Source organism: Mesorhizobium sp. Root102, from assembly GCF_001425625.1.
Taxonomy (GTDB): Bacteria; Pseudomonadota; Alphaproteobacteria; order Rhizobiales; family Rhizobiaceae; genus Mesorhizobium.
This window is the reverse complement of record NZ_LMCP01000013.1, coordinates 41835-60909: the sequence shown is the minus strand read 5'-3', so window position 1 is coordinate 60909 and position 19075 is coordinate 41835. Positions and strand designations below refer to the sequence as shown.

Sequence of the window (19075 nt, the reverse complement as noted above, 5' to 3'; positions counted from 1 at the left end):
GGAACGCCGCCGCCAATGACCATTCTGCTCTATGACCTCGTCGGACGCGACACCACACGTCCGTTCAGCCCGCACTGCTGGAAGGTGGCGATGGCGCTTGCCCACAAGGGGCTCGACATATCAACCGCGCCGACGCGCTTTCTCGAGGTGCCCAATGTTGAGGGCGGCGTTTCGAGAACCGTTCCGGTGATCCGGGATGGCGAGACGGTCGTCGCGGATTCCTTCGCCATCGCGCTCTATCTCGATGAAGCCTATCCGGACCGGCCGACGCTGTTTGGCGGCGAAGGCGGCAAGGCGATGGCGCGCTTCATCGAACGCTGGTCGCAACTGACCATCCATCCCTATGTGACCACCGCGGCAATCATGGACCTTCATGCCATGCAGGACGCGGAAAACGCCGTCTATTTCCGCCAGAACCGGGAGCAGCGTCTCGGCAAGCGGCTGGAAGACGTGATGGCAGCCCGAGACGCCGGGCGCGGCGCCTTCAGGGCCTCGCTGGAACCCTTGCGTTCAATGCTCGGCTATCAGCCATTCATCGGTGGCGGTTCGCCGCTGTTTGCCGACTATATCGTCTTCGGCGCGCTGCAATGGGCGCGCATAGCCTCGCCTTACCAACTGCTCGACGACGGGGATGTGGTGGCGCAGTGGTTCGCCCGCTGCCTCGACCTGCATGGCGGGCTGGGACGAAAAGTGGCCGCGGCAGCGTGACGCCGCAACGCCTGACCTTGCCGCAAGGCAGCACGTGGGCCGTCAATGTCCCGCAAAAAAGGTCAGCCGCGAGGCGATAGCCCGGCCTTACTTGGCCGCTACCTTCCTTGGCTTGCTGGCCTTCGTGGCAGCTTTTGCTTCCTTGGGGGCGGCTTTTGCCTTGCCGGCGCCAGATGCCTTCTTGGCTGCCGACTTCCCCACGGCATCCTCCTGGTCGACATCGGCTGCCGCCTGATGCCAATGGCGCTCATGGTGTCCAGCCGGCTGTCCCTCTTGCAGCCAGATCTGATGCGCGCGGTTGCGAATGCGTTCCTGACGATCATCTGCCATGGTCATGTTGTCTCCATGCGGGCCGACTTCAGCGCGGCGCCGACGCGAGAGTATAGCAAGCAACGCGTTGCTGTGCAGCTGTCTGGTCTCGGCGGTGGTCTACCTCATCGGCGCTGGCCCTATACAGAACGCACGCTTGATCTGGCCCTTCGCTATCGCTCCGGGCATTAGCCACTCGGAAAGCCAAGCAATTGGCTTTCCGTCCGCCTCGCGGACCGTTCCTCACCCCTTGGCAATGAGCCGGGCGGCTTGTATAGAGCCCGCCACTCTCAATTCCATTCACAGACAAGGACGACCCATGGCGCTCGAACGCACATTTTCCATGATCAAGCCGGACGCAACCCGGCGCAACCTCACCGGCGCCATCACCAGGATGCTGGAAGAGGCCGGCCTGCGCGTCATCGCCTCGCGCCGGGTCTGGATGAGCCGCCGCGAAGCTGAAGGCTTCTATGCCGTCCACAAGGATCGCCCGTTCTTCGGCGAGCTGGTTGAATTCATGTCGTCCGCACCGACCGTCGTGCAGGTGCTGGAAGGCGAGAATGCCATTGCCAGGAACCGCGAAGTGATGGGCGCCACCAACCCGGCCAACGCCGCCGAAGGCACCATCCGCAAGGTGCATGCGCTATCGATCGGCGAAAACTCGGTGCACGGCTCCGATGCGCCGGAGACCGCGGCAGAAGAGATCAAGTACTGGTTCTCGGACACCGAGATCGTCGGCTGAGCCGATAGTCCAGACCTTGGATCCCGTAAAAAGGCCGGTGTTTTCGCCGGCCTTTCTCATTGACGGTCAGCTCGCGGCGCTAAGGCGCAGGATCTCGCGGCCGTCCTTGTCTGATATAACGAGCTTGCCGGCATCGACACTGTATGACGCGGCCTTGGCCAATGCATCGAACATCGCCTTTTCCTCAGCCATCACCTCCGGCGCGCAGGCCTTGTAGGTCGAGCCGATGTCGCTGACCGCTATTGTTTGGCCATCGACCTTGGCGGTGGCGAAATAGGTGTTGCAGGGGCCGCTGCCGCCTGCCTTGCCGGCCCCGCTGACCCTGAACGTCGCTTGCGGGGCGGCAATGGCACCGATGCCGTCGACATAGTCGACCAGCCAGAGCTGGTCAAAGACCGAAACCGCCGGCTCGGCGCTCGGCGTCACCATCTTCAGCATGATGGTCTGCGGCACGTCGGTCAGCGGATCGACCTGATGGCGCATGTCGGAGATGAACAGGAGCTTGTCATCGACGGTAATCCTGGCTTGCAGCGCATAAGTCATCTGCGACCGGATGAGGGAAGGGTCGAATTTGATCTCGAAGCTGATCGGCACCTGGCCGGTCGGATTCACTTTCTGCTCGCCGATAATAGTGGCCGGCGCATCGGCCAGTGACACATCCGCAAGCTGGACGGAGAGCACGGCACTGGGCGGCAAGGCGATGCGCTCGCGATAGATCACCTCGCCTCTCACGGAATCTTCGGCGGCAACAGACAGTTCCGGCACGGCCAATATGCCGACGACCAGAGGCACGAAACCGAAGACGAAGAACTCAGCGATCCTGTCCAGCATGACCATCTCCATTGCCCCGGGCCGCCAAGTGCCCAGGCTGGACAGTGCCCCGGGGCTGCCAATGTCCCGGCTGTCAACGCCCAGGCTGACCAGCCGCGCTCAATTAGCCAAAGGATTGCGGTCAATGCATGGCTGCGGCGGTATTTTAGTCTGACGATTTCCAGCGGCCGGCCGCCTCGTCGTCGGCCTCCTTGGCCTCGACCCAGCCGCCCTCCGAGCCGTCAGCGCGATGCTCCTTCTTCCAGAAGGGCGCGCGCGATTTCAAATAGTCCATGAGGAAGCTCGCCGCCTCGAACGCCGCCTGGCGATGCGCCGAGGCGGTCACCACCAGCACGATGTTCTCGCCGGGCGCGACCTTGCCGTGGCGGTGGACGGCGGTGAGGCCCTGCAACGGCCAGCGCTCGACCGCCTCGGCAGCGATGCGGGCGATTTCTGCTTCGGCCATACCGGGATAGTGCTCGAGCTCGAGCGCCGACAAGGTGCCCTGCTCGTCCCGGCAAAGGCCGGAGAAAGAAACCACCGCGCCGATATCGGCGCGGCCTTGCGTCAGTCTGGCGATCTCGGCGGCGACGTCAAAATCCTGCGCCTGAATGCGCACGACGGGTACGACCGCACCGGTCATGTCAGCCTCCGGTCATCGGCGGGAACAGCGCAATCTCGCGCGCGCCTGCGATCTTCTCGCCGTGCTCGACATGTTCCCGGTTGATGGCGACGCGGATCACGTCGGGATATTGCAGCGCATGCTCGTATTCTTCGCCGCGCGATTTCAGCCAGCGCAGGAGATCGGCGACCGTCTCGATGCCAGCAGGCAAGTCGATGTCTTCCTCAGCCACGCCGATGCGTTCGCGCACCCAGGCAAAATAGATGAGCCGGGTCGTCATCTCACTCGTCCATGATGTGCTTGAGGCCGGCACGGAAATAATCGTAGCCGGTGTAGAGCGTGACCAGGGCCGCGATCCACAGCAGCACCAGCCCGGTCTGGGTGGTCAGCGGGAAGATCTTGTCGCCGGCAGGCCCCGCAAGCAGGAAGGCGATGGCGACCATCTGGATCGCGGTCTTCCATTTTGCCAGCTGCGTCACCGGCACCGAGACCTTCAGCGCCGCCAGATATTCGCGCAGGCCCGAGACGAGGATTTCGCGGCAAAGGATGATGATCGCCGCCCACAGCGACCATCCGGCGATGCCGGCATGACGGTCGGTGTCGGCGGCCAGCAGCAGCAGGCAGGTGGCGACCAGCAGCTTGTCGGCGATCGGGTCAAGCATCTTGCCGATGTTGGAGGTCTGCTGCCAGGCGCGCGCCAGGTAGCCATCCAGATAATCGGTGATCGAGGCTAGCAGGAAGATGATCAGTGCCGACCAGCGGGCGAAGTCGCTCGACTTCAGATGTCCTTCGAGAAAAAAGCACAGCACCACCAGCGGCACCGCGACGATGCGGGCATAGGTGAGCATGTTGGGAAGGTTGAACGCGCGCTTGGCCATATCCGGGGGACTCTTTCTGCCTGCGTACTCAAATCAGATGCGAATGTGGGGGGTCAACAGGCCAGAATCGATTGGCCAGTCGAAAATACCCCGAATCCTTCTCAAAAGCGTGATGCATGTCGTTACCCCAAAACCGCTGCGCACTTTTGGGCGACGTGCATCAGCTCTCGTGGAAATGATTGTAGACCAGTTTGGCGACCTGTTCGGAAATACCGTCGACTTTCCTCAAATCCTCGATAGCCGCGCGGCTGACCGCCTTGGCGGTGCCGAATGCCAGCAGCAAAGCCCGCTTGCGGCCTGGGCCGATGCCGGCGATCTCATCGAGTGGGCTCTTGACCATTTCCTTCTTGCGCCGCGCACGGTGCGAGCCGATGGCGAAACGGTGAACCTCGTCGCGCAGGCGCTGGACGAAATAGAGCACGGGATCGCGCACCGGCAGCGAAAAAGAGTCCCTGTCCCTGACGAAAAAGCGCTCGCGGCCGGCATCGCGGTCCTGCCCCTTGGCGATGCCGATCGCAACGACGCGATCCTCGATGCCGAGATCGGCGAGAATCTTGCGCACCGCCGTCATCTGGCCCTGGCCACCGTCGATCAGGATGACGTCGGGCCAGGCCGGGAAGCTGCCGGAGATATCGTCTTCGATATCCTCGCCAGCTTCGGCTGCCGCCGCATCGTGGGCCACGGCAACATCGCCATGCTCCTTGAGCAGCCGCGAAAACCGCCGCTCCATCACCTCGCGCATCATGCCGAAATCGTCGCCAGGCGTGATCTCGGTCGAGCGGATGTTGAATTTCCGGTACTGGTTCTTCACGAAACCTTCCGGTCCCGCGACGACCATGGCGCCGACCGCATTGGTGCCCATAATGTGTGAGTTATCATAGACCTCTATGCGCACCGGCGGCTTAGGCAGGCCGAAGGTCTCAGCAAAGCCGGCAAGCAGGCGTCCCTGTGTGGAGGTTTCAGCCAGCCGGCGTCCGAGCGCCTCGCGGGCATTTTGCAGCGCGTTGTCGATCAGGTCCTTCTTCTCGCCACGCTGCGGCACGGAGATCGCGACCTTGCGGCCGGCGCGGGTGGAGAGCGCCTCGGCCAGCAACTCCTGATCCTCGACGCCATGCGACAAAAGAACGGTCCGCGGCGTCGGCTTGTCGTCATAGAACTGCGCCAGGAACGAGCCCAACACCTCCGCCGCTTCCAACGCCGGATCGGCCTTGGGGAAATAGGCGCGGTTGCCCCAGTTCTGGCCGGTGCGAAAGAAGAACACCTGGATACAGACCTGGCCGCCTTCCTGATGGATGGCGAAGACATCGGCCTCGTCGACGGTCGCCGGATTGATGCCCTGATGGCTCTGCACATGCGACAGGGCGGCAAGTCGATCGCGATAGATGGCGGCGCGCTCGAAATCGAGAGCTTCCGACGCTTGCTGCATGGCGGCCGAGATTTCCGTCTTCACCTTCTGGCTGCGGCCGGACAAAAAGTCCTTCGCCTCGCCGACCAGCTCGGCATAGTCCTGGTGCGAGACCTCGCCGGTACAGGGGCCGGCGCAGCGCTTGATCTGGTACAATAGGCACGGCCGCGTGCGGTTCTCGTAAAAAGAATTGGTGCAACTGCGCAGCAGGAAGGCGCGCTGCAGCGAGTTGATGGTGCGGCCGACGGCGCCAGCCGAAGCGAAAGGGCCGAAATAGTCGCCTTTGCGCGAGCGCGCGCCGCGATGCTTGTAGATGCCCGGCGAGACATGGTCGCCGGTCAAAAGAATATAGGGAAAAGACTTGTCGTCCCGCATCAGCACATTGAATCGCGGCCGCAAGCGCTTGATAAGATTGGCTTCGAGCAGCAGCGCTTCGATCTCGGTGCGGGTGACGACGAACTCCATCGTCGACGTCTCGCGCACCATGCGGCCGATGCGGGTAGTGTGGAAGCGGCCTTGCGCATAGTTGGTGACGCGCTTCTTCAGGCTGCGCGCCTTGCCGACATAGAGCACATCGCCGGCGGCGTTCATCATGCGATAGACGCCGGGCGCGTTGGGCAGCCGCTTGACGAGTGTCTGGATCACCTCGGCGCCGACCATGCCTTCGGCGTCGCCAGCATGCGGCGTCCAGTCAATAGCGGTGAAGGCGACACCAGGACCGGCTGGTTCGACGATCTCCTCGACCGCCTCGTCCTCGAGGTCGATATCGGGGGGCAGATCGTCGGTGCCACCGCGCAGCTTGTTTTTGTGGTCTACAGGACTCATTCCGCCATGCCTGTCACATCGGGCGTCTGCCACGCAAGATGCTGGCCACCATCCAGCGCAATCATCTGGCCGGTGACCGAGCGCGCTTCCCAGAGATAGCGGATTGTGGCGCCGAATTCCGGCAATTCCGGGCCGCGCTTGAGGATCAAGCCGTCAACCTGCGCGGCGAAATCGCTGTCGTCCTGGCGCGCGTTCTTCAAGGTCGGCCCCGGACCGATGGCATTGACGCGGATGCGAGGGCCGAGCGCCTGCGCCATCATCTGGGTGGCTGTCCACAGTGTCGACTTGGAAAGCGCGTAGGAGAAATATCGCGGTGTCGGCCGCCAGACGCGCTGATCGATCATATTGACGATCAGGCCCTCCTGCCCTTCCGGCAACGCCCGGGCGAAGTTCTGCGCCAGGAGCGCCGGCGCCTTCACATGAACGGCAAAGTGCCGATCCCAGGCCCGCCAGTCTAAGTCCAGAACCGAATCGTCCTCGAACAGCGACGCATTGTTGACCAGCAGCGAGAGCGGTCCGAGCGCTGCTTGCGCCTGGCCGACGAGATCGCCGACGGCATCCATATCAGTCAGGTCGGCCGCGATCACCACAGCGCGGCCGCCGCTGGCGATGATTGCGGCAGCCAACACATCGGCCTCGACACGCGAGCGGTTGCAATGGATGGCGACGGCAAAACCGTGTGCGGCGAGATCCTCGACGATCGCCCTGCCGACCCGTTTGGCCCCGCCCGTCACCAGCGCGGTGGCAGTGGCTCTGCTCATATGGTGTCAATCCTCAATTTCGGCCCGAAAACACGGTGCCGGCGAAATATGGCCCGGCATGCGTTAAATGGCGTTCGCACCTTGGGCAGCATTGTGGCGAAATGGCCGGTTGGGCGTCCCGACTCGTCTTTGACTCAAAGCCACCGAGCGGAATATAGGACGCTGGACTCCTTGCACCAAGCGGTGTGCGGCGCAGCATGGAACGGCTCCTGCCATTTCGCTGTTGCGAAGATGCAACGTCAAGGTTCCGCCTCATTCGCGCCGGGTAATGACCCAAGTTCAGGTTCGCTTCAGCCGCATTTTGACACGACATTTGGAACCGACGAACGCCAGATCCGTTTCACCCCCCGGACGGGTAGATGGCGATCGTGAGAAACAAGCCTGTGTCCTGTGGCTTAAGGAGTAAAGAACAATGCAAGCCAATCTCAAATTCGCACGGCCGTTGGCCGTCGCGCTCGGGCTCTTCGCCCTCAGCGGAACCGCTTATGCCGCGGACGTCGTTTCCGAAGAGCCCCCGGCACCCGCGCCGATTGCTGAACTTCCTGTCGCGTCGTGGGCCGGCCCCTATGCCGGTCTCAACGTCGGCTATGGCTTCAGCGGCCATACCAAAGAAAAGGATCTGGGTGTCGACAACGTTGACGTCGGCACCAAGGGCTTCGTTGGCAGCGTCTTCGGCGGCTATCAGTGGCAGCAGGAGAACTTCGTTTACGGTGCTGAAGCCGAACTCGGCTACAACGGCGTCAAGGGCGACGATTCCGGCGTCAATTCCAAGGCCGGCTTCGAAGGCTCGCTGCGGGCCCGTCTTGGCTATGCCGTGACCCCGGAAATCCTGCTCTATGGCACCGGCGGTCTCGCCGGCAGGAGCCTGAAGGTGGAAGATTCCACATACGGCACAGACCGCGCCACGATGATCGGCTGGACGGCTGGTCTCGGCACCGACATCAAGCTGACCGACAATGTCTTCGGCCGTGTCGAGTACCGCTACACCGACTTCGGCAGCAAGAGCTTCGATGGTATCGGCAAGGTCAAGGCCACCGACAATCGCGTCACCTTCGGCGTTGGTATGAAGTTCTAAGTCGTTCAAGCCACGACACGAAAAAGCCGGGCCTCGCGCCCGGCTTTTTTTGTGCCCGAGTGATCACGCGGGGAATCCGATCGGTCACCCCAGGTGATCAATCGATCACCCGGGAATGCACGGCCTCAACTCTGGAAACTTCTCGTCGAAGCGCGCTGCCCACCGTGTCAGTCGGGCGCGACCCTTCTCCCATTTCCCGGCAAAGCGCAGCGAGAGATAGCCAAGGCAGGCGCGCAGCGCCATTTGGCCGGCAGTGATCTTCTTCGGCAGTTTTGGCGGGTTGGCGTTGAGCAGATCGAGTGCCGCCGTGATCTTTGACCACTGGCGATCGAGCCAGGGCTGGTAGACCATCTCCTCAGGCCGCGTGCGCCGTTCATAGACCATCGACAGCGCGCAGTCGCAAATGCCGTCCGCCAACGCCTCCAGCACTTCCGCCTCGAGCCGCTTGTCGGGATTGCGCGGGAAAAGCGCGCTCTTCGAAACCCGGTTGAGGTGCTGGGTGATGGCGCGGCTGTCGTGGATCGAGCGGCCGTCGTCGAGCACCAGAACCGGGATCTTGCCGAGCGGGTTGGCGATCATCAAGTCGGCCGGCTTCTCCTCGGTCTTGATCGGCACCAGATCGACGGCGATGCCGGCATAGGCTGCTGCCATTCGTACCTTGGAACTGTAGGGAGAAGACGACGCATAGAGCAGTCTGGGCATGATAGGGTTCCTGTTTTGCAGGCGGGCAGTGTTGACCGATCAGGCGCGATCGAGCAATGGCCAGAAGCGGAAAACCCGGCCGCCAGCGAGCGACATGTATCAGCGTCGTTGACCAGGGGCCGTTTAGCGAACGCTCCATGATGATGGCGCGTTCATCACCATGGTAGCTGTCGCGAACCGGCTTGTATCCAAGCCCGGCGTAAAATGGCTCTGCCGTCACCGAGGACGGCACGGTCAGCACGGTGACACCACCCCGCGTGCGCCGCTTCCTCAACCTCCGCCATAAGTCATTTGCCGATACCATGGCCTCGCAGTTCAGTATCCACAAAGACGGATCGAACAATGCTTCCATCGAGGCTGGCTGTTCCAACGATCCTGCCACGCACAACCGCGACAGAAACCCTCCGCTTCCTCAAAAGCACAGAGACAGCGGATGGGCTGAAGCTCTGCTCCACACGAGCGATGATGTCTTGCGAGTAGTCTTTCGCATTGGTCTGTCGCAGAGCTGCCAGGATCACGCGGCTCACGGCTTCCGCATCATCCTCGTTTGCTCCGCGAATCGTGAGCTCCAAAGTCACTTCACCATCAGGCAGCCGACCCGGAGTCCTTGCCGCGCAGACAGTGGCGGCACGCGGATCGCTGGTCGACAACAAAGACTGAAAAAGCTTCGCGCCGAGATTTGATCCGCCATCGTTGACGCGGACCAAGCCCCACCGGACTTCGCCCTATGGCGAAGTCCTGGGAGCTGCGAAAAGATATCCTCCATCCGCCTCTGTTCTCGCCTTCCAAGTGACCAAACAGCGAGTGCGGCGCCTGTCAGGCACCCGCCCTTGACTGTCTCGGCACGCCCCCAGCGAGGGAAGACGCGACTACTTCTTGCCGGCCTTCGCGGGTGCTGCCTTCGGCTTGGCCGCAGGTGCCGCTTTCTTCACCGGTGCTGAAGACTTCGCTGCCGCCGCCTTCTTTGCCGGTGCAGCCTTCGCTGCCGGTTTCTTGGCAGGTGCAGCTTTCGCAGCCGGCTTCTTGGCGGGTGCTGCCTTCTTCACTGCGGGTTTTGCCGCAGCCTTCGCAGCTGGCTTCTTGGCCGGTGCCGCCTTCGCAGCCGGCTTTGCCGCTGCCTTGGCAGGTGCCGCCTTCTTCACTGCCGGTTTTGCAGCGGCCTTTGCTGCCGGCTTCTTTGCCGGTGCTGCTTTTGCCTTCGGCGCGGCCGCCTTCGGCTTGGCAGCAGGTGCTGCTTTCTTCACTGCAGCTGCGACCTTCGCCGTTGCTGCTTTTACGGGTGCTTTCTTTGCCGGTGCCTTGGACGCCGGCGCTTTGGATGACTGCTTAGCCATGCGATGCCCCTTCCGTTGTGCCGATGGCCGTAATGACCCGGCGCGCTCATGCATATCTGACTCGCGGCTTGCTAGCCAGCGAAGCAACAGACTGATTTCTGCAGCTTAAATTTTGGTTACGGATCGCACACGATCGTGCTGATCGTCGCAAAGATCCGCTGCTGATCTTCGACCATTGCCTAGAGTGTGCCACAGACATTCTCTACACCCTGCGAGACCGTTCCTCCGGTGAAGCTCTGAAGATCAGTCAGCAGCTTGCGCATCGATCTTCGGCCGATGACATCGTGACCCGCTGCTTCATCGGCGCGATCATCTCGTGCAAGCAGACGATCTATACTGCCATCCGATGGCCGATCGCTGCATCACCTTGTCAAGCACGATCGCACCACCCGTTTGCGCGCGAATTGACAGACAACTCTACATCGCAGAGTATTCTGCACGGGATACTGGAGTGCTTCGATGTCGATCGCACAGGATCAAGCAGCGCTGTCGCCGTTCGAGATTGCCGAGCCCCCACGGCAGCGACCTCGGCCGCATCGGAGTTGACTGATGAGTGCCGATGAAATCATCCATCAGAGCACACGGCTCAGGATCATGGCCGCCCTGAACATGCTGGAAAGGCGGCAAACGCTGGACTTCAGCCAGTTGAAGGCCATCATGGACGTCACCGACGGCAATCTCGGCGCGCATCTCGATACGCTGGCTAGGGCCGGCTATGTCGATATCGAGAAGCTGTTCGTTGGGCGCCGACCGCAGACGCGCGTCAGGGCGACGACGAGCGGCCGGCGCGCGTTCCGCGGCCACGCCGCGTTCCTGCGCAAAGTTCTCGATCAGGCTGACGCGGCGCCGCGCAGAAAATAGCAGAACCGGCTCCATCTCTTTGGTCTGACGCAATTCCAGGGGAAAGCGCTATGCGCTTTTCCCGGGAAAACCGGCTCACACCTTTCCTGGAACTGCTAGCGTGTGGCGACCACGGCAACGCCGGCACCGATCATCACACCGCCCGCCGCGCGGTTCACCCGGCGCACGATCTTCGGCGTGCGCAACAGGCCGCGGGCGCGACCGGCGAGGATGACATGGCCGCCAATCACCACAACCTCGACGGCCAGGATCACCGTCATCGGCACACCGAGATGACCAGCGTTGAGCGATGCGCCGACCAGGTTCGGCAGCAGCGCAACGTAGAACAACGGCATTTTCGGATTGCCGAGATTGGGCGCGATGCCGGTGGCAAAAATCGTCAGCAGCCCGCGCCGTCCGGAGACGGGTTGCAGTTCCGGCACGACGGGCACGGCGGTCCACAGCCTGATGCCCATCCAGATCAGATAGGCCGCTCCGCCATAACGAAGTACCGTCATGACGATCGCCATCTTGGCGGCGATGATCGACAGGCCGAAGGCGGCGAGGATCAGGAAGATGAGTATGCCAACCACCGTGCCTGCGCCATGGGCGATACCCGAGGCGGCGCCGCTGGAGATCGTGCGCGCGACAATCGTCATGTTGTCCGGTCCGGGGCTGGCAGCGAACACGAAGAAGGCAGCCGCGAAGGCAAGGATGGTGGCAAGGTCCATAAAGACTCCCGAAAGTGATTTGTTACTCTCGGGCGTTCAGATTAGCCAGTTTGCCTGTCGGCGGTATCAGGAAAATTCAGGATCTTCGTGATGCGCATTTTCGTCACGGCTGATAGCCGAGGCAGACGGCGCCGAGCGCGACGATGGCGCAGGCGCCGACCCGCCGCGGCGTCAGCATCTCGCCCAGGAACAGGCGCCCGACGAAGGCCGCGAAGGCGACGCTGGTTTCGCGGATCGCGGTGATCGGGCCGGCCGGTCCAAGCGCGAAGGCCGCGACCACGACGCCGTAGGCCAAGATCGCGAACAGGCCGCCGCCCAGCGCCTTCCAAGTTTCCGGCGCCCGCGGCTCGACAGTTAGCCGGCCGCGGCAGGCGACGAAGGTCGCCGGCAGCAAGGCGCCGTAGATCAGCAGAACCCCGGCAGTATAGGCGCCGGCATTTCCCGCCGCGCGAACGCCGATCGCATCGACGGTCGCATAGGCGGCGATGATCGCTCCCGTTGCCAGCGCATAGAGGATCGGTGTGGTGGAGGCTCTTCCCCTTCCCAGCGAGAGACCCATGATGCCGCGGGCGACCAGCGCGACGCCGACGGTCTGCGGATGGTGAGCTGCTGGTTGGCGAGGAAAAATCCGCCAAGCGTGACAAGCACCGGCACGCTGCCGCGAACGATCGGATAGACCTGTCCCAGCTCGCCATATCCGTAGGCGACCACCAGAAACACGCTGTAGCCGACCTGCAGGCAGGCCGCCTGTGCGGCCGGAAGGGCGTGAAACATGGCGAAGGGAATGGCAAGCGCCGTACTGGAAAAGCTCATGACTGTGACGGTCCACAGCCTGTCGACTCCCGTTCGCAGGAAGGCGTTCCAGGTTGCGTGCAGGATCGCCGCAAACAGCGCGAGCCCGATGACCAACGGGCTCATTGCGGCCTGCGCGAGGCGGCGATGATGCCCAGGGCCGCCTTGCGGGCGTCGCGAATGGCGATGTCCGCCTGCCCCATCTGTGCCAGCAAGGTCGCACCTTCGATGAGCATCAGCAGTGTCGCCGCCACACTCTCGGCGCGGCCGCGCGGCATCACCTCTTCGAGGATCGACCGCATATGCCGCTTGAGGCCGTTCTTCTGCCTCGCCACAGCCTTGAAAACCGGATGCCGGGAACACCGAACTCGGCCAGCGCATCCGCGAACAGGCAGCCACGGAAATCCGGGCTGCGGAACCAACGTTCATGCCAGTCGAAAATCTCTCCAATTTTCTGCTCTGGCGTGGTGCCCTGTTGGGCGAGGCGGTCAAGCTGGCTTTCAAAACGCCTGGCGCGATAGTCGAGCACCTCGACGATCAGCTCGTCCTTGCTGGGAAAGTGGCGAACATTGTCATCTTGGCCACCTCGGCCTCTGCGATGATCCGGTCGATTCCGGTGGCATGGAAGCCTGCGCGCTTGAACAACGCGTAGGCCGTTTCGACGACGTGCTGACGCTTGTCGGAAGCAGGCGATGATGTCACGACGGATGGCATCTTCTGTCAACACAACACGGAAAGGCGCCTGCGGCCGATCAGGCCGCAGGCGCGAAAAAGGATCGGAACGGGAAAGCTGCGTTTTAGCGCAGGACGCGGCAACGGCCGTTGTAGACCATCCAGCGGTCGAAACCCGAGACGCAGAATTCGACGTTGTCGCCGATCGAGGCAAAACCCTGGCCTTCCTCGATCAGGTACCAGATGGCGCGATCGCGGCCGTCGGAGAGACTGACGGTGGCGCCGCAGTAGCGGCGGCCGATCGGCCAGCTGTCGTTGGCCGGCAGGTAGCGGTGCTGGTGGATGCGCTGGAAATCGGTGATCTGGACGTTCGGCAGATGCGGCACGTGATGCACCTGGTAAGAGAAGCGGCTGGTGATCTTGTTCAGCACCCAGGCTTCACCACAGACGCCGCTGTCCTCATCGGAATAGACCGTAAGATCGGCGGCCTGCACGGCCTGGGTGACGCCGAGAGGCGCGGCGAGTGGAGTGCAGAGCGAAATCAGGGCGGCAAGGGCGGATTTGGCGAAGCGAGTCATGGCAGCCTCTCAAGGTCGATTGCGCGCACTGTGCGGATTCGCTTGGCGGCGGTCAAGCGGTTGCGGAAACAATGGTTTCCCAGTTTGAAACTGCCTTGGCCAAAGCCGGACTTGCGTGGAACCGGAATGGCTCCGGCACGTTGATACCTGGATCCAGAGAGCGCGAGCCTTGGGTCGTTAAAGAGCCCGCCTTCCCGACCCCTCAGGAACGCGGGCTTTTTCGCGCCTGGTACCGAAATGGCGACTCCCGAACACCTTGCGTCAAGCCTGCTCGCCGGCCAGCCATTCCAACGACCAGTGCGCCGGCCTCCCCACCGCAAGCAGTCTGTGCAAAGCCGGCAGCAATGCACGCAGTTCACCCTCCAGCGTGAATGGCGGGTTGACCACCAGCAGGCCACTGCCGTCGAGGCTGGGCTCCGATGAAGCGGGCCTGATCTCGAATTCGATGTCGAGCAGCTTCGGGATGCCGGATTGCTTCAGCGCCTTGCGGAAGGCGATGATCGCCTTGCGGTCCTTGATCGGATACCACAGCGCATAGATGCCGCCGGGCCACCGCTTGTGCGCCCTTGTGAGCCCGTCAACGAGGCGCTCGAACTCGCCCGCCTCCTCGAACGGCGGATCGATGAGAACCAGGCCGCGCTTTTCCTTCGGCGGCAGATGCGCGCCGAGCGCCAGCCAGCCATCGAGTTCGATGATCCGGGCCTGGAAATCACCGGCAAAGAGCGTCCTCAGCTTCGCAACATCCTTGGGGTGCAGCTCGATTGCTGTCAGCCGGTCCTGCTTGCGGATGAGATGACGCGCGATCAGCGGCGAGCCAGGATATTTCTGGATGCCACCCTCGGGGTTGAGCGCCCGCACCGTCTCCAGATAAGGCGCAAGCAGTGCCGCCACCGGTGCGGCAAACGGGGCATCGATCAGCCTGCCGATGCCGCCTTGCCACTCACCGGTCTTCTGCGCTTCGACCGACGACAGATCATAGCGGCCGATGCCAGCATGGGTATCGATGACGCGAAACGCCTTGTCCTTTTGCTTCAGATATTCGAGCAGTCGCGTCAGCACGACGTGTTTGACGACGTCGGCGAAATTTCCCGCATGATAGGCGTGGCGGTAGTTCACGTGGAGCCCCTGCCCCAGCGCGGCGGTGGCGGTTGCGAGTTCGGATTTTCCGGCCGGCCGCCGCCAGAACGCAGGGTCAGCAAAAACCCGATCAACCCGATCGCCATCAACGAGAAGCCGATCGGCCGCGCACGGCTGTCGATCTCGCCGACACCGGAGCGCAGGATGAGATCGACCGCTCGCATCGGTATGTCGTCGGCATCACCCGGTCCGACGGTGAAGATATAGGGGCCCGGGCTGACGGCCGCGATCACGCCGGCCTCGTCGCGAAAGATCTTGTCGGGCAGCTGCGGGCTGGCTTGGCGCGGGTTGTCGGAATGGTTGAACTGCAGCGTCGAGGCCAGCACCGTGCGGCCGTTGCTGGCGGCGGTCAGCGTCAGCACGGTGCGCTGCTGCGAAACGATGCGCTCGGCTCTTGCCGTCAAGTCGACCAGCACCCGCACCGGTGCGTCGCGGGCGGCGAGCGACACCGTCAGCGGCTTGAAGCGGCCCTGCTCATAGACCCGCCAGGTGCCGATCTCGTGGCCGGAGAAATTGCTCATCGCCCAAGGATAGATGACACCGATACTAGTGCCGGCGAGCAGGATCAGGACAAACAGAAAGCGCATTCACATCACCACAGAATATCGTGACCTTGCCAATAGCGCCCCGACGGTCAAAAGGCGATGGCCAGTTGCCGCAGCCATTCAGGAGGTGGATCAGGGATAGGGGAGCAACTCGGTTGGCGGCGTGGCCCCGCAACGATGCAGACAAGGTTCTACCTATGCGCTCAAAAGCCATTGCTAAGATGATCGGCACTCCCCTATGAAATGAACGTGCGCCCCTGAATTGCGCCACGCGGCTCATTCTTGGCGCTCCTCGCTGCCAAGTTTTGATTCTGCCTTGCGAACAGCTTGCCGCGTCCGATTGCATATTTTTCAGTGGCCGCCTCAATACGCTGATTCACAATGAGGATCCCCCCTTGGACTCCCATGGCTCGGCCTCGCGCGGCCTCGGCCGACCTCATGGTTAACCATTCGCAAACAGATATGATTAAGGAATTGCTAATTTAGTTGACTATGATTTCCACAGGTATATTTTCGATGTGTTGGGATGTGCAATTTGGGCGAGCAATCGACGATGATGGCACGAGGCGTGTTATCGCGGTTTCGGGGCGCAGAAAATGCTGAACGGCAACGCTTAAGTCGTGTCGTAGCATCAGTTCCGTGAACCCAAAGAACAATTGACGCACATCAGTGATGGCGATTCCGCGGCTGCGGAGGTTTGCCACGTTCTCAAGGACGTGGCCGGGCAATGCTTTGTCCCGGCCCGGCGGTAGCGTGTGCGGTGCGTGCGAGGTAAGTATGGGTAAGCTTGTCAAGGTTCTGAACCTGGAATCCGGCAGTCAAAGGGGCGCCACACAAAGCCGAAGCCGCGCCCTGGTCGCCGGAGGTGCGGGGTTCTTGGGATCGCATCTGTGCGAACGTCTCTTGCGGGACGGATACGAGGTTGTCGCACTCGACAATTTCCACACCGGCAAGAGATACAATCTCAATGCCCTTCTGCGTAATCCGAGATTCACGTGCATCGAGCACGATATCGTCGATGCACTGCCTTCAGGCCTTCAGTGCGATGAGATCTACAATCTCGCTTGCCCAGCCTCTCCGCCGCACTACCAGGCAGACCCGATCCATACCTTCAAGACAAGCGTGCTTGGTTCGCTGAACCTCCTGGAACTCGCGCGACAGAACAAGGCCAAGATATTCCAGGCCTCCACGTCCGAAGTCTATGGCGACCCCTTCGTGCACCCACAGCCCGAGAGCTACTTCGGCAACGTCAATACGCACGGACCGCGGTCCTGCTATGATGAGGGCAAGCGCTCGGCCGAAACGCTGTTCTTCGACTATTCGAGAACCTATGGCCTCGATATCCGCGTTGCCCGTATTTTCAACACCTACGGCCGCCACATGCAGCCCGATGACGGGCGCGTGGTTTCGAACTTCATCGTCCAGGCGTTGCGCGGCAAGGACCTGACCGTCTATGGCAGTGGCCTGCAGACGCGCTCCTTCTGCTATGCCGACGACCTGATCGAGGGCTTTATCCGGCTGATGAACGCGCCGAGCGCGCCCGCGCACCCGGTCAACCTTGGCAACCCTGCCGAGTTCACCATCATGGAACTGGCGACGCTGGTCGTCGATTACACCAACGCCCGATCGAAGATCGTGCATCGGCCGCTGCCGGTCGACGATCCCAGACAGCGCAGGCCGGACATCTCCTTTGCCAGGGCCAATCTCGGTTGGGAGCCCAAGATCAGCTTGAGCCAGGGGCTCGCGCGTACCGTCGAGTATTTTGACGCCCTGCTCTACGGAAGTCACATGGCCAAAGGAGCAGCGGCTTCATGACCCGTGCGGCAATCCTGGTGACGGGTGGGGCCGGCTTCATCGGCAGCCACACCTGCAAGCTGCTGGCCGCGGCCGGTTATGTGCCGGTGGTCTTCGACAATCTGAGCCGCGGCAACGCGAAGTCCGTTGCCTGGGGTCCGCTTGTTGTCGGCGATATCCGGGATCGGGATGCACTGCGGGGGGCGATGGAAACGTACCGGCCGACAGCAGTGATCCACTTTGCGGCGCTGGCCTATGTCGGCGAGTCCGTTCACGAGCCGGCCGAATACTACTCGACCAATGTAACAGGCACCATCGCGGTGCTCGATGCGGCGCGCGCGTGTTCCATCGAGAACATCATCTTCTCCAGCAGTTGCGCAACCTACGGCGTGCCGGAAGCGTTGCCCGTTCGCGAGACCTCCTCGCAAAATCCGATCAGCCCTTACGGGCGCACCAAGCTGATGGGCGAACAGATCATCGGCGACTATGCGTCAGCATACGGAATGAAATTCGCGGTCCTGCGCTATTTCAACGCTTGCGGCGCCGATCCCGACGGCGAACTTGGGGAATGGCATTCGCCAGAGACGCATCTGGTTCCCAGAGTGCTCATGGCCGCATCAGGTATCATCGACGAGATCGAGGTTTTCGGCACGGATTACGACACGTCGGACGGCACCTGCGTACGCGACTATATCCATGTCAGCGATCTGGCCCGCGCCCATCTGAAAGCCCTCATGCATCTCGAGCGCGGCGGACAAAACCTGGCGGTCAACCTCGGCACCGGGCGGGGCGTGTCCATCAAGGAGATTGTCCAGGCGGTCAGCCGAATGACGTCAAGATCGGTTCCAGCCGTCTTCAGGAGCAGGCGCCCGGGAGATCCGGCAGAGCTCTACGCCGATCCGGGAAGCGCACGCGAACAGCTTGGCTTCGTGCCGGAGCTTTCCGACATCGACACGATCGTCAGGACGGCTGCCCCGTTTTTTGGGCTGAAGACGAAACCGATGAAACTGCCGCCAACCGAGGCGGCAGCATCCATCGCCGCCCGACAGATCAGAGATAACGGGGCCGGCAGCTCGCGCGCTGGCCAAATCCGCTAGGGCTGCAGATAAAGGGCGAACCGCCCAGGACCGGGCCGCCATCGCCCGGATTGAAAGAGACTTTCACCGGCGCCGGCGTGCGGACTGTGATCCGCTGCGGCGATGCAAAGGCGTAATCTCTTTCAGTCGTGCGCACTGTGCTGATCATCTGGATCGTCGGCTCGGCTCTGAGCGAACGCACGAAGAATCCAGGCTGGACCGCGGGCTGGCTGCCGACCGCGTGGACCACGGGCTTGATGAGGACCGAATTGGTTTCGGTCGCATCCATACCCTGACAACCTGCAACCACAGAGCTCATCGCTACAGCTGCAACAATAGATCGTATTTTTTTGCTTGAGCGAAATCCGCCCATTGCGGAATTGTTCATCATGTGTCCCTTGCTATCAAGTATAAGCCAAGAGCGTGGCGCGACATACTATGTCTTCGCCGCTTGCACGCCGCATGAGCAACCACTCGCACATCACGCAGAAACATTAGACATCACTAATTATTAATTTTAATCAAAACCGTATGGTAGGCTCATCGTCTCGTCGTTCTGTCAGATAAAAATGCGATTAAATGCGATCAATCGGAGATCGGCGCCGGCGGTTCCAACCGAACCGCTTGATGCTTCAGCATAATCGATTCGTCAGCTCCTTGACAGTCGCCCGGCAAGAGCCGCCTGCTCTCAAAACACGACGGATTTCGGTGGTTGTTCAAGACGGGTCCCACGGGATTC

Annotated in this window: 21 protein-coding genes and 2 pseudogenes; 7 read left to right on the top strand and 16 right to left on the bottom strand. The window is 62.0% G+C overall.

Going from position 1 to position 19075, the window contains the following annotated elements:
- Window positions 1-15: 15 nt before the first annotated feature.
- Window positions 16-708, top strand: coding sequence for a glutathione S-transferase family protein (locus ASD12_RS14660; protein WP_056587046.1), 693 nt, complete (start codon window positions 16-18; stop codon window positions 706-708).
- 87 nt (window positions 709-795) lie between these two features.
- On the opposite strand, the gene ASD12_RS14655 is transcribed toward ASD12_RS14660, so the two are convergent.
- Window positions 796-1044 carry a DUF2934 domain-containing protein gene (locus ASD12_RS14655; protein ID WP_056587043.1) on the bottom strand — a complete coding sequence of 83 codons (249 nt, stop codon included), beginning with the start codon at window positions 1042-1044 and terminating at the stop codon, window positions 796-798.
- Between the two features lie 292 nt (window positions 1045-1336).
- Here ASD12_RS14655 and ndk point away from each other — a divergent pair, with 292 nt between their 5' ends.
- On the top strand, window positions 1337-1759 hold the full coding sequence (ndk, locus tag ASD12_RS14650; RefSeq protein WP_013532476.1) for a nucleoside-diphosphate kinase: 423 nt from the start codon (window positions 1337-1339) through the stop codon (window positions 1757-1759).
- Between the two features lie 66 nt (window positions 1760-1825).
- On the opposite strand, the gene ASD12_RS14645 is transcribed toward ndk, so the two are convergent.
- The 6 genes from ASD12_RS14645 to ASD12_RS14620 all read right to left on the bottom strand — a co-directional run bounded on the left by ASD12_RS14645 (window position 1826) and on the right by ASD12_RS14620 (window position 7060).
- Entirely contained in the window at window positions 1826-2590 is a 765-nt protein-coding gene (locus ASD12_RS14645; RefSeq protein ID WP_056587169.1) for a YbaY family lipoprotein, read from the bottom strand.
- A gap of 145 nt (window positions 2591-2735) precedes the next feature.
- Entirely contained in the window at window positions 2736-3212 is a 477-nt protein-coding gene (locus tag ASD12_RS14640; protein ID WP_056587040.1) for a molybdenum cofactor biosynthesis protein MoaE, read from the bottom strand.
- A gap of 1 nt (window position 3213) precedes the next feature.
- Window positions 3214-3471: a molybdopterin converting factor subunit 1 gene (moaD, locus tag ASD12_RS14635; protein WP_056587038.1), complete on the bottom strand. Its 258-nt coding sequence runs from the start codon at window positions 3469-3471 to the stop codon at window positions 3214-3216.
- A 1-nt stretch (window position 3472) separates the two neighbouring features.
- A complete protein-coding gene (pgsA, locus tag ASD12_RS14630; protein ID WP_023673449.1) occupies window positions 3473-4069 on the bottom strand; it encodes a CDP-diacylglycerol--glycerol-3-phosphate 3-phosphatidyltransferase in 597 nt (198 codons plus the stop codon).
- 160 nt (window positions 4070-4229) lie between these two features.
- Window positions 4230-6299, bottom strand: coding sequence for an excinuclease ABC subunit UvrC (gene uvrC, locus ASD12_RS14625; protein ID WP_056587035.1), 2070 nt, complete (start codon window positions 6297-6299; stop codon window positions 4230-4232).
- A complete protein-coding gene (locus tag ASD12_RS14620; RefSeq protein ID WP_056587032.1) occupies window positions 6296-7060 on the bottom strand; it encodes an SDR family oxidoreductase in 765 nt (254 codons plus the stop codon). Before ASD12_RS14620 ends, uvrC begins: the two co-directional genes overlap by 4 nt.
- Window positions 7061-7472: 412 nt before the next feature.
- On the opposite strand from ASD12_RS14620, the gene ASD12_RS14615 reads away from it, so the two are divergent.
- Window positions 7473-8135: an outer membrane protein gene (locus tag ASD12_RS14615; RefSeq protein ID WP_056587030.1), complete on the top strand. Its 663-nt coding sequence runs from the start codon at window positions 7473-7475 to the stop codon at window positions 8133-8135.
- Window positions 8136-8240: 105 nt separating this feature from the next.
- On the opposite strand, the gene ASD12_RS14610 is transcribed toward ASD12_RS14615, so the two are convergent.
- Both ASD12_RS14610 and ASD12_RS35305 read right to left on the bottom strand, forming a co-directional pair.
- Window positions 8241-8837, bottom strand: coding sequence for a glutathione S-transferase family protein (locus ASD12_RS14610; RefSeq protein WP_056587027.1), 597 nt, complete (start codon window positions 8835-8837; stop codon window positions 8241-8243).
- Between the two features lie 287 nt (window positions 8838-9124).
- Window positions 9125-9544: a GNAT family N-acetyltransferase gene (locus ASD12_RS35305; RefSeq protein WP_244482848.1), complete on the bottom strand. Its 420-nt coding sequence runs from the start codon at window positions 9542-9544 to the stop codon at window positions 9125-9127.
- 169 nt (window positions 9545-9713) lie between these two features.
- Here ASD12_RS35305 and ASD12_RS34860 point away from each other — a divergent pair, with 169 nt between their 5' ends.
- Together ASD12_RS34860 and ASD12_RS14595 are read left to right on the top strand one after the other, a co-directional pair.
- Entirely contained in the window at window positions 9714-10280 is a 567-nt protein-coding gene (locus ASD12_RS34860; RefSeq protein WP_200950977.1) for a hypothetical protein, read from the top strand.
- 440 nt (window positions 10281-10720) lie between these two features.
- Window positions 10721-11032 (top strand): transcriptional regulator, encoded by a 312-nt coding sequence (locus ASD12_RS14595; RefSeq protein ID WP_056587025.1) that lies wholly within the window; start codon window positions 10721-10723, stop codon window positions 11030-11032.
- Between the two features lie 95 nt (window positions 11033-11127).
- Here ASD12_RS14595 and ASD12_RS14590 read toward each other — a convergent pair whose 3' ends face one another.
- The 6 genes and pseudogenes from ASD12_RS14590 to ASD12_RS14565 all read right to left on the bottom strand — a co-directional run bounded on the left by ASD12_RS14590 (window position 11128) and on the right by ASD12_RS14565 (window position 15508).
- Entirely contained in the window at window positions 11128-11742 is a 615-nt protein-coding gene (locus tag ASD12_RS14590) for a LysE family translocator (protein ID WP_056587022.1), read from the bottom strand.
- Window positions 11743-11845: 103 nt separating this feature from the next.
- Window positions 11846-12660: pseudogene (locus tag ASD12_RS14585) on the bottom strand (DMT family transporter).
- A pseudogene (locus tag ASD12_RS14580) lies at window positions 12657-13236 on the bottom strand (TetR/AcrR family transcriptional regulator). Before ASD12_RS14580 ends, ASD12_RS14585 begins: the two co-directional pseudogenes overlap by 4 nt.
- Window positions 13237-13331: 95 nt before the next feature.
- Window positions 13332-13784, bottom strand: a complete 453-nt coding sequence (locus ASD12_RS14575; protein WP_056587020.1) for a hypothetical protein — start codon at window positions 13782-13784, stop codon at window positions 13332-13334.
- A gap of 261 nt (window positions 13785-14045) precedes the next feature.
- Window positions 14046-14900, bottom strand: a complete 855-nt coding sequence (locus ASD12_RS14570; RefSeq protein ID WP_056587016.1) for a 23S rRNA (adenine(2030)-N(6))-methyltransferase RlmJ — start codon at window positions 14898-14900, stop codon at window positions 14046-14048.
- Window positions 14897-15508 carry a hypothetical protein gene (locus tag ASD12_RS14565; RefSeq protein ID WP_056587013.1) on the bottom strand — a complete coding sequence of 204 codons (612 nt, stop codon included), beginning with the start codon at window positions 15506-15508 and terminating at the stop codon, window positions 14897-14899. Before ASD12_RS14565 ends, ASD12_RS14570 begins: the two co-directional genes overlap by 4 nt.
- A gap of 735 nt (window positions 15509-16243) precedes the next feature.
- Between ASD12_RS14565 and ASD12_RS14555 the strand changes: the two genes are divergently transcribed.
- Complete coding sequence (locus tag ASD12_RS14555; RefSeq protein WP_056587008.1) at window positions 16244-17281, top strand: UDP-glucuronic acid decarboxylase family protein; 1038 nt, start codon at window positions 16244-16246, stop codon at window positions 17279-17281.
- Window positions 17278-18357, top strand: coding sequence for a UDP-glucose 4-epimerase GalE (galE, locus tag ASD12_RS14550; RefSeq protein WP_056587005.1), 1080 nt, complete (start codon window positions 17278-17280; stop codon window positions 18355-18357). The genes ASD12_RS14555 and galE overlap by 4 nt, the downstream gene beginning before the upstream one ends.
- On the opposite strand, the gene ASD12_RS14545 is transcribed toward galE, so the two are convergent.
- Entirely contained in the window at window positions 18311-18724 is a 414-nt protein-coding gene (locus ASD12_RS14545) for a hypothetical protein (protein WP_348271718.1), read from the bottom strand. The genes galE and ASD12_RS14545 overlap by 47 nt on opposite strands.
- Between the last annotated feature and the right edge of the window lie 351 nt (window positions 18725-19075).